Below are 11,443 nucleotides of genomic sequence, written 5' to 3'. Positions count from 1 at the left end.
TTACCGAAATGACCGACATCGTGTCGGCCCTCGTGCAGGCCTAAGCACAAAGCCGATTCCGGACGCAATTATGCCGAGGCATAATTGATTGAAAGAAATTCACAATTTAAAATTGCTAAGCATATATTAATAATGACGAGTCGTTTGTATAAGAGGGCCAGGTTTTAAATTCATGACCATAACGCCTTATAAAAATGGGTAAATAGAGAATGGAAAATATAATGGGGAACGTGAGATAGGACATTGCATGTGTATTGAATACATGTGAGGTGACAAGGTATGGAGATTGGTGTTTGGGTAGGTATTTTGTTGAGTGCTGTGCTGGCATTTTTAGTAGGGAGTTTTTACGGACAGCCACTCCATTGGTATCTCTTTATACTAATAATCGTAGTGGGATTTTTCATCAATACGATTATATTAATTTTGAAGGTTAAAGGTGAAAGATCTTGAAGCACAGTGCAGCCATATGAAAATAAGAAAGTGTCATCCTACTGGATGACACTTTCTTATTTTTTTGATTGAGTAGATGGAATCTGATGTTTTGCAAGTATATTAAAAATAAACGGTGACATACTAAAGTTGGAAATTATTTTTTTGCTTTCATGAAGGAGTGTTATAATGCATACTTTTGGTACGTTTGTAGCAATTATCATAAGTGCATTCATCGCCGTTGGGATAGCAGAATACTATCAGCAACCGTATAATTGGTATTTAGTTTTCCTGATGATTCTAGCTGGTTTTTTTATTCATACAATTATTTTAATATTGGAATCAGAGAACAGCGAAGAAAGCGAATATTAAAAAATGCGAGTCCGATTGGTGGACTCGCATTTTTATATTTAATTAGACAGTTAAGAATTTCACAAGTTTTTCTTGATCAAGAAGGTTACCGACGAAGAATGCACCGAACTCACCGTAGCGAGCTGACACTTCATCGAAACGCATTTCATATACTAATTTTTTGAATTGTAGTACATCATCTGCGAATAGTGTAACGCCCCATTCATGATCGTCGAAGCCAACAGAACCAGTAATGATTTGTTTAACTTTACCAGCATAGCCACGACCAATCATACCGTGAGAACGCATTAGCGATTTGCGATCATCCATTGAAAGCATATACCAGTTGTCATTGCCTTGGCGACGCTTATCCATTGGATAGAAGCATACATGCTTAGCACGTGGAAGCTCAGGATATAGACGAGCACGCACATGTGGATTTTGGTATGGATCTTCGTCCGAATCACCTGCTAAATAGTTAGAAAGCTCTACAACAGATACATATGAATATGTAGGAATTGTAAAATCAGCAATCGCTAATTTATTGAAATCAGCTTCAAGCTCTTGTAGTTCTTCCATTGTCTCACGTAAAGTCATAATCATAAAGTCAGCTTTTTGACCAACGATTGCGTAAAATGCATGGGCACCTGTTTTAGCGATATCAGCTTCGTTTAATTTTTCTAAATATGCAATGAATTCTTCTACTGCTGCTTGGCGTTCTTCAGCAGAAACTAGTTTCCATGAAGCCCAATCGATTGAGCGGAAATCATGTAAAGCGTACCAACCATCTAAAGTAATAGCTGCTTCATTCATTATTAAAAACACTCCTTTATAAGTGAATATCATTCGAAATTTAGTTTATCATAGTTTGTACAAAATCCCTAAGTTCATGATTGTATTTCACGAATTTGACACCTTCCATAGATAATGTATTCTAAAGAGAAGAGATGTAAATAGAGGAGCTCCAATCATGAAAAGTATTTTACAACAGCCGATTTGGCGTTTTTACGATCAATCCATTAGCGCGAAGCAAAGATCGCCGCTTGAATCCTTTGCAACAGACGACACTTTATGTCAGCTAGTTGGACAATTAGCCTCTCCGCCAACTATTCGTACATGGGTACATGATGCATCTGTTGTGCTAGGTATTCAGGATCACCGTTTACCATATGTGCAGCAGGGCATGGACTTGCTCAAAGCACAAGGCTATCAACCTATCGTTCGCAATTCAGGTGGATTAGCAGTAGTGCTCGATGAAGGTGTACTGAATATTTCTATTGTATTATCTGAACAAACGGAAGCGCTTAGTATTAATGATGGCTATGATGTAATGGTAGCTTTAGTAAAAAGCTTGTTCCCTGAAGTAGCAGATCAAATTGAAGCCTATGAAATTGTAGGATCCTATTGTCCAGGCTCCTATGATTTAAGTATTAAAGGAAAGAAATTTGCTGGTATTTCTCAGAGACGCTTACGTCAAGGCGTGGCAGTGCAAATTTATTTATGTGTTGAAGGAAGCGGTTCAAATCGAGCCGCACTCATTCGTGACTTTTATGAGGAAAGTCTAAAAGGAGAAGAAACGAAATTTACGTATCCTAATATTGTCCCTGATGTGATGGCGTCATTATCTGAACTAATGGACGTATCATTAACAGTGGAAGCTGTTGTTATTCGTTTACAGCAACTTCTTAACAATATGGCAGAAGAAGAAATTCGAGTTGAATCTTTTCATGATGAAGAAATAACACTATATGCGTTTTATTTACAACGCATTTTTGAACGAAATACGAAAATGCTTGAACCGAAGTGATGAAGTGAAAGCCTTCAACGGATGTCAGTGAGATATCGTGCGAGATAGATCGTTGCAAAGAAAAAAGCGATGCTGCTAATTAAGCGCATCGCCATTTTCTTGTGTATAAGGGCTACTTACAACAAGATTTCCGTTTTTCTCCATTTTGAAAACTGGTGCAATTCGTTCATCCTCTTCATCTAGTGTAACTAGTCGTCTAGCACGGTTCATAATTTGTACAAATTGCTCGTAATCTTTTCGAATAGCTCTATTTTCCTCTTCTAGCTGTGTAATGGTTTTCTCTAGTTTTTTATTTTTCTCAGATGTTACGTGTACTAGTTGTCGCCATTTTGTAGACTCATTACCTATTTCACCAGAGTGCTGTAAACGTAATAAATAGGCTATGACAATATCAAGATTTAATGCAGATAGAGGAATTGATTTACCCTCTGCGGCACTACTATTAACTGTAAACATACTAGAAGCACGGCGTCTTGCCGGAGCTCCTAACACTCGCATTCTTTCTTTTCTTTCTTTTTTTGCTTCTGATAATTGTTCCTCGTATTCTTTACGAACAACAGCATTCCAACGAAAACCACATGCAGCAGCAGTACGATTCAAAGCATCACCAGCTTCTTCAAAGGCATTTAACTGTGTACTACCTTCCGTCACATGGCGAATGACCGCCTCTGCTAATAATTCATCGTTTTCATCTAACCAAGCATCTTGTCTGACTTTACTCATATTAAAATCCTCCCACCTTTATTTGGAACTTTTTATTTACAACTAGCATGACCAATCTTTTAACCTTTTATTCATCCATGTGGAAGGAATTATGCTTGAATACAAGGGGAATAATGCGATACAATACCCGATGTAGGTTTGTACGTATGCTACATACTTAAATATGTGAAAGTCATACGTTCAATAGAAACGATTTTTGATTTGAATCAATTATGCCTCGACATAATTGCGTCCGGAATCAGCTTTGTGCTTAGGCCTGCACGATGCAGGTCAGTTAGCCGTTATCGCATGGATGCGATGATTTTAGGCTAACATCCCCTAAGAACTCCATTCTGATTCCGTGACATCCGCCGGAGGCTTTAACTTCTTTCAGCGGATGTTTGGACACCCGCTGAGAAGTGATTTAAAACCGCATTCATCTCACCACCTATAGAGGTGGGAGACTTTCTGCTGAAAGAAGTTAAAAAAATACTATATAGAAAGGGTTGTTGACAAAATGGCAAACGAATTTAAAGTTTGCGATGAATGTCAGGCCGTTAACTTAAAAACGTTAATTCCAAAATTAAAGGAAATCGATCCTGATGCAACCATCGAAATTGGCTGTCATTCCTATTGTGGCCCAGGACGTAAAAAAACATTTACCTTTGTAAATAGCCGTCCTGTTGCTGCATTAACGGAAGAAGAACTAATGGAAAAGGTTTTAGCAAAGTTAAAAAAATAAGTAAACAAAACGCTATCTTCACTAGTCTAGTTGGAGATAGTTTTTGTTTTTTATGTGGATTTTTAATATCGACGGATAGCAGAGTCAGAGTGACGGAAGGTCATGCAGGAGACGGATAGAACTGCCAGAGCGACGGATAGAAGAGGCAAAACGACGGAAAGAACCATCGAAGTGACGGATTAATTCATCGAAGCGACGGAAGGTTCACGTTCACATCGCCTCATCACTTGGAAATTAGGTCAATAGAAACCTAAAATAAGACGAGAATACAGTGAGTTAGGTTGATAGTCTCTATAATTAAAAGGCAGTATGTATGCTAGTCCTGTATTTATCGCATATAATAGAACAAATAGGAAACGGGGGTGCTGTACAATTGACACATTATGCAAAAGCTAAATTACAAGAGGAAAAAGTATTCAAGGATCCAGTGCATCGTTATGTGCATGTACGGGATCAAGCGATTTGGGATCTAGTTGGTACGAAAGAATTTCAGCGACTACGTCGAATTCGCCAGCTCGGTACAACATTTTTAGTATTCCATGGAGCGGAGCATAGTCGCTTTAGTCACTCACTTGGCGTTTACGAAATTGTACGCCGCATAGTAGATGATATATTTGCAGGTCGTCCGGAATGGGATGAAGATGAACGTCTGCTTGTGCTTTGTGCAGCCCTATTACACGATTTAGGGCATGGGCCATTTTCACATGCCTTTGAAAATGTTTTTGAGCTTGATCATGAATTTTATACAAGACAAATTTTGCTCGGTGATACAGAAGTGAATGCCGTATTAAAAAAAGTATCGGCAGATTTCCCGGAGAAAGTATCACAGGTCATTGAAAAAACATATCCGAATAAGCAGGTCGTTAGTTTAATATCAAGTCAAATCGACGCTGATCGTATGGATTACTTACAGCGCGATGCTTATTTCACTGGCGTAAGCTACGGTCATTTTGATATGGAGCGTATTTTAAGAGTAATGCGTCCACGGAAAAATCAGGTCGTTATCAAGGCAACGGGCATGCATGCGGTAGAGGATTATATAATGAGCCGCTATCAAATGTACTTACAAATTTATTTCCACCCGGTATCTCGTAGTGCAGAGGTTGTATTGAATAATATTTTAAAAAGAGCTAAGCAGCTAAGCTTGGCAGGCTATAAATTTAAGCACGAGCCTACACACTTTTTAGCATTTTTCCGCAACTCCATTACGCTTGATGATTATCTTGCATTAGATGAGAGTATTCTTTTTACATATTTTCAACTTTGGATGCAAGAAGAAGATGCTATATTAAGTGACTTAAGCCGTCGCTTTGTTAACCGAAAGTTATTTCAGTACATCGATTTAGATCCAGGTGTAGAGCTAGATAAATATCAAAAACTACAAGAGCTCTTTAAGCAAGCTGATTTAAATCCAGAATATTATCTTGTCCATGATACGACAGCAGATTTACCTTATGACTTTTATCGACCAGGAGAAGAAGAAGTCCGTGTTCCTATTTTCTTAGAAATGAAAAATGGAGAGCTACGAGAGTTATCACGTGAATCTATTATTGTTGATTCTATTTCCGGCCGCATGAAGCGAGATCATAAAGTATATTTCCCACTAGATTTCCTAGAGGACAACAGTACCCAACCAGCTGTGAAGAAACAAATATTAGCCTTGCTGCAAGGCCAGGGGAAAAATTAATAAAAAAATTTTTGTGTATAATTGTGTGTATAAAAAATAAATGGAATTAATAGTATTCCGACATACCTATAGTGAAAAACAGTGAAAGTACTCTATATGAGTTATTTTCGCTGTTTTTTTGTCGTTGTATAAAGATGAAAAAAGTGGAAACTATATAGAAATTTTTAGAATATTATAAATAAAAAGTCCTGGATTGTTTAGAATTTGTTTAGTATTATCTGTTACTATGAGTCTTAAACCCTAACGGGGTGAAACCTATTATTAAAGGTGTCACAAAAGCACTATGGATATATTCTAATTGTACATCGCACATACATAAGTCATCGTAAGTGCCTATTCGTGAGTACTTATTCGAGTGTATTCATATAGACGACCATTGAATAGAAGGAAAGAGGGACCAACCTATTGTTTGCGGCATGCTTTTCGACATGACGAAAGGATGCAACGTCGTCAGCAAACGCCAACAGGTAGTTCTCTAAACTTAGAAAAGGAGAGAAACATGCAAAAATTTAAAAAACTAAACATAGCAATTATCTTAATGCTACTCGTATTCCAAACAGTCCTATCGCCGATTTCGGTGTTAGCGATTGAAGACACTTCTTCAACACCGTTAGAGTTAGAGCAGCAAGATCATAACCAAAAAATTGAAACAGATGGCAGAAAATCTAGTGATAATACTAGCCTCACAAATGAAGAGGGTAGAACAGATGATAAAAATCTGAGTACAGAAGAGAAAGCATCAAGTACAGAAGATAAAACATCAAGTACAGAAGATAAAACATCAAGTACAGAAGAAGATAAAACATCAAGTACAGAAGAAGATAAAACATCAAGTACAGAAGAAGGTAAAACATCAAGTACAGAAGAAGGTAAAACATCAAGTACAGAAGAAGATAAAACATCAAGTACAGATGACCATAAGGACGAAGAGGCCAATGCTGAAAAACCAGAAGAGGCTGAATCACCACAGCAAATAACACCGGGTCTACCTGTTGATAGAGAAGATCCTAATTTTAAAGAGACAATCACTTTAAAAATTAATGGGGCAGAAGTTTCTGAAAAATCGGCACAAGGCAAAGTTGGAGATAATGTAGAATTTAGAGTGGATTTAGGTTTAGTCCCTGGTCACCAATATAGTGCAGGCTCTACTTTAACTTATACATTGCCGAGTCAGTTTGCAGGTCTAAGTGGAGACACACCTTTATATTATCAAGGTGCTTTAATTGGTAACGTCGTAGTTTCAGGGCAAACTGCTACACTTACATTTACGGATAAAATTCGTGATGAAGCTGATGCGGGTACAATAGTAGAAGATGTTTATTTTACTATTAAAGGTAAACTACAATCTGTAGGTAATGATTGGTTACAGAATATCGAAGTACCAGGATTCCAGACAATTGAACTGAATTTCCAACCAGCTAATAGCGGTCAAATAATTACTAAATCAGGTAAAGCAGATCGTGATGGTAAAAACAGCGAATTGATTACATGGGTAGTAGATGTCAATACGAACTTAGGTGTTAATACAAACACTGATAATACAACATTTACTGATATACTAACAGGTCAACATAGTTTCGAAGGTAGTCCAACTGTAACAGAATTAAGTATTTCTCCAACGGGAGCTTTAACCGTAGGTAACGCATTAACACCAGTACCAGAATATAATATTGACGGTAATAAAATGACAATGAGCTTACCTAATAAGGAACATACAGGTTACCGTATTACTTATACAACAAAAGTTGGCGATCCGGGTAATGTTGAATATGCAGACTTTGGTAACGTTGCTAGTTACAATGGAACATCAACAGAACCAATTTATGTGAATGTTGAATTCGGTACACCTTTAGAAAAGTCAAGTTCAGGTCCAAATATTGCTGATTTAACAACAGAATGGACGATTAAATACAACTTTAATAAACGTAATATTCCAGCAAAACAGGCAATATTAACTGATACATGGGATGAGACACATATCTTAGCTGAAAAAGTGAACGTTTATGAAGAGGATGGCACGCTTGTTCATGAAAACAGATATAAATTAACGCTTAATGGAACAAACGGTTTCGAATTGTCATTTAATGACGATGTAACAGGAGCTTACGTTATTAAATACAAAACAAAGCCTGATGGTGTATATCCGACAACTGGAATTACAGTGAAAAATACAGTTACTCGTGAGGATGGTTTGGAAAGTATCGCCTATTCTCATTATAAAAAGGAAGATCTAGTATTAGATAAATCTGCTCTTGGCGTTGACTATCAAAATAAAACAATATCGTGGAAGATTGTGGCGAACCAAGCAAAATACGAGTTGAAATCAGGTACAACATTTGAAGATACGTATAATGGTTCGTTACTAACATTAAAAGATGGTTTAACAGTCACTGTTGATGGTGCTGATTTTACAGAATTTACTTTAAATAAAACAGTTGTTGATGGTAAAGAAACAGGATTTATTCTTAAATTAGAACAGCCTGTTAATGGTGTAATTGAAATTAACTATACAACAGAGTATGAAATTAAAGATATTGGTACAAATGATCGTAGTTACACTAATACTGTGAAATTGAAAGACACTGGTATATTTATATCGGAGTCGTCAGATTCAGCAACGCAAGAAGTTAAAGAAGAACAAAAAGCAAATGGTAAGAAAGATGGTTATTACGACTATGAAACCAAAACATTCCATTGGGATGTTGAGCTAAACTTTAACTACAATGAGTTCAAGGATGCGGTGTTTAAAGATACACTAGATCCATCTCAAGAAGTTACTAGTATTACAGTAACTGAAGGTAAATTAAATGCAGCAGGACAATTTGTACCAGTCTCATCAGAAGGGTACACTAATAAATCACCTAACAAAAATGAAATCGTGCTTGAGTTAGGACCGATTAAAGGACCTTATAAGGTGACGTATACATCAAAAGATGCTGATGATGTATTCCCACATGGTTCAGACATTACAATTAGTAATAAAGCAGCATTGTATGAAAAAACAAGTACTACACCTAACGCAGAATGGGAGAAAGATGTATCGGTTGCTCATACTAAGAACATCTTAGATAAAACAGGCAAACAAGTAGGTAATTCTCCACAAGTTAACTGGAATTTTAAGTTTAACTATGCTCAGTCACAATTAAATAACATCGTTATTACTGACACTGTAGATAAAGACAGCGAAGGTAATCCAAACCAATTGATTTTAAAAGATTCATTTAAGGTATATGAAATGAACTTTACAGAAACTAATCCAACACCGACTCGTGGTAAAGAAATTATTTTATCCGATGATAATTTTAATGTTGATATTGAAAAAGGTACATTTACATTAAAATTACCTAATGGTGATAAAGCATATTATGTTACGTACTCTACAGTATTTATGGGAGCATCAGGTGAGAGTTTAAACAACAAAGTAGATGTTACTTATACTAGTACAGATGGTGATCATGGTAATGATGTGTTTAATAAAGACAACTTCACTTATGATGGTGGTGGTAAAGTTGGTAAAGTACCATTCGTCATTATCAAAACAGATGCAGCAACAGGTTTACCAATGGAAAAAGTTAAGTTTGACTTACAAGGACCATACACAGGTAACACCGTGTTAGCGTCAAAAACAACAGATGCAGACGGCTATTTAAACTACGGTTTAAAATTAGCTCCAAGTACTGCTGGTAAGAAATATAAAGTAATTGAAGAAACACAGCCAGGCTATGAACCATTAACAAAAGAATTCGAACTTGATGCTAAAGAAATCGAAACTTCAGGTAAGTATGCTGGCTTCCAAGTGATTGAAATTGAAAACAAACCATTAAGTGGTTTAGCGTGTCCAAATTTTGAATTAACACTATACGATATTGACGGTAAATTAGTTAATGGAACAGTAACATTAGTAAGTAAAGTGACGGGTTTAACAGAAAATCATCCCGTTGAAAACGGTAAAGCTACTTTTACTCCAGAAAAAGTTAAAGCTGGTCAATACGATGTTCATGATTCAAAAGGTAATGAGTTAGGTAGCGTTACAGTGAAATACGATGGTAACTGTAATGATGAAAATGTAATTCAACCAGCACCTAAGTGCGAAAACTTCACAATAGTGGTTGAAGATACAGACGGAAATATCCGTACAAATATTAAAGAATTAACATTAAAATCAGGTACTACAGAAGTAAAGGCATCAACTGACGCATCAGGTAAGTTTATTTTTAAATCTAACAAAAATAATCCTACTAATGGCGTGAAGCCAGGTGAGTATATGGTGTACGAAGGTAAACAATTCTTAGGAACAGTAACTTTAACGTATACAGAAGACTGTGGGCATGAATTTATCGTTAAACAATTACCAAAATGTGAAGAGTTTGAATTAACTGTAAAAGATGTAGATGGTAATAAAATTACTGATGATACTACAATAATTGTTGTTAAAGATGCTGACGGTAAGGAAATTATTAACACAACAACTAAGACAGGTGTTATTAAATTAACTGATTTAGAACCAGGTGTTTACACAGTTGAAGTAAATGGTGAAAAAATTGGTACTTTCGAAACAGATATCGAATGTAAAGCAACTGTTCAACCAGCACCAAAATGTGAACTATTCACATTAACGGTGAAGGATGAAAATGGCAATCCACGCCCTAATGTTAGCAATATCACAATTAAAGATAAAACAGGAGCAATTATTGCTACTGGCCAAACGACTAATGAATTAGGCCGAATTACGATTCAACCTAATAAAATTCCTTCAGGTGACTATGATGTTTATCAAGGTGATCTATACATTGGTCAAATAACTGTTAAATATTCAGTAAGTTGTCATGCAGCAATATCAGCAGCACCTGCTTGTCCTACATTTACATTAACAGTACTAACTGTACTTGGAACGCCTAATGTGAATGCAAAGATAACAATAAAAGATGCTAAAGGTAATATCGTTAAAGGTGCAGAAGTTCTCACAACTAGTATTGAAGGAAAAGTTGTATTACCAGAAAAAGCTATTCAACAGGGTACGTACGATGTATATGAGGGGAATAGTTTTATTGGCTCATTTACTGTAAAAGATACATGCTATGCAGAAGTGCAACCTAAATCAACAGGTGGCGGCGAAGGCGGCGGTGGTTGGACGCCTAATCCAGACCCAGATCCAGGAAAGCCAGTTGACCCAAAACCAGACCCAGAAAAACCAGTTAAACCAGAAAAACCGACTCCAGAACCAGAGAAGCCGGTTAAACCAGAAAAACCGACTCCAGAACCAGAGAAGCCGGTTAAACCAGAAAAACCAAAACCAGAGCCAGAGAAGCCAGTTCATCCAACAACTCCAGGTGGTTCAGGTAACCAAACGGATTCAAAAAATCCAACAAACCCTGAAAAACCAAATGTAGAAGAAGTCATTGATCAAGGAAAAGAATTAAAGCCATACAATCCTTCTACAGCAGATAAAGATACATTAGATAAATATAAGGATTTCCTCGATAAATACAAAGAGTTATCTAAAGAGGAACAGGCAGAAGTAGAGAAATATCTTGATATTGATAAAATCAAAGCGGATGCAAAAGAACTGGAAGCGCAGTTAAATGCGCAAGGCAAATTGCCACAAACAAATGGAGCAAACCAAACAGCTCTTACACTAATTGGTGTAGCTCTTGTTCTAGGTGCATTATTCTTATTGCGTCGTCGCAATACAGAAGTGAAATAATTTTCAATATGAAAACCCCAA

General features: G+C 36.6%; 7 protein-coding genes. 5 read left to right on the top strand and 2 right to left on the bottom strand.

The genetic code is table 11. The features are described from left to right. The first annotated feature begins 618 nt into the window (after positions 1 to 618). Positions 619 to 801: a hypothetical protein gene (locus tag ACQKN2_RS13605; protein WP_079559343.1), complete on the top strand. Its 183-nt coding sequence runs from the start codon at positions 619 to 621 to the stop codon at positions 799 to 801. A 42-nt stretch (positions 802 to 843) separates the two neighbouring features. Here the strand turns inward: ACQKN2_RS13605 and hemQ are convergent, their stop codons facing one another. After that, positions 844 to 1,593, bottom strand: coding sequence for a hydrogen peroxide-dependent heme synthase (hemQ, locus tag ACQKN2_RS13600; RefSeq protein ID WP_427415408.1), 750 nt, complete (start codon positions 1,591 to 1,593; stop codon positions 844 to 846). Positions 1,594 to 1,750: 157 nt separating this feature from the next. Between hemQ and ACQKN2_RS13595 the strand changes: the two genes are divergently transcribed. Then, positions 1,751 to 2,587, top strand: a complete 837-nt coding sequence (locus ACQKN2_RS13595; RefSeq protein WP_427415407.1) for a lipoate--protein ligase family protein — start codon at positions 1,751 to 1,753, stop codon at positions 2,585 to 2,587. A gap of 75 nt (positions 2,588 to 2,662) precedes the next feature. Here ACQKN2_RS13595 and ACQKN2_RS13590 read toward each other — a convergent pair whose 3' ends face one another. Then, positions 2,663 to 3,310 (bottom strand): RsfA family transcriptional regulator, encoded by a 648-nt coding sequence (locus tag ACQKN2_RS13590; RefSeq protein ID WP_427415406.1) that lies wholly within the window; start codon positions 3,308 to 3,310, stop codon positions 2,663 to 2,665. Between the two features lie 496 nt (positions 3,311 to 3,806). Between ACQKN2_RS13590 and ACQKN2_RS13585 the strand changes: the two genes are divergently transcribed. The 3 genes from ACQKN2_RS13585 to ACQKN2_RS13575 all read left to right on the top strand — a co-directional run bounded on the left by ACQKN2_RS13585 (position 3,807) and on the right by ACQKN2_RS13575 (position 11,422). Further along, positions 3,807 to 4,031 (top strand): DUF1450 domain-containing protein, encoded by a 225-nt coding sequence (locus ACQKN2_RS13585; RefSeq protein WP_049667962.1) that lies wholly within the window; start codon positions 3,807 to 3,809, stop codon positions 4,029 to 4,031. 313 nt (positions 4,032 to 4,344) lie between these two features. After that, complete coding sequence (locus ACQKN2_RS13580) at positions 4,345 to 5,718, top strand: HD domain-containing protein (protein WP_427415405.1); 1,374 nt, start codon at positions 4,345 to 4,347, stop codon at positions 5,716 to 5,718. 499 nt (positions 5,719 to 6,217) lie between these two features. Further along, positions 6,218 to 11,422, top strand: coding sequence for a collagen binding domain-containing protein (locus ACQKN2_RS13575; protein ID WP_427415404.1), 5,205 nt, complete (start codon positions 6,218 to 6,220; stop codon positions 11,420 to 11,422). The last annotated feature ends 21 nt before the right edge of the window (positions 11,423 to 11,443 follow it).

The organism is Lysinibacillus sp. NPDC093688 (assembly GCF_050280145.1).
Lineage (GTDB): Bacteria > Bacillota > Bacilli > Bacillales_A > Planococcaceae > Lysinibacillus > Lysinibacillus xylanilyticus_B.
The sequence above is the reverse complement of the archived record's forward strand: the minus strand, read 5'-3'. Positions and strand labels throughout refer to the sequence as shown.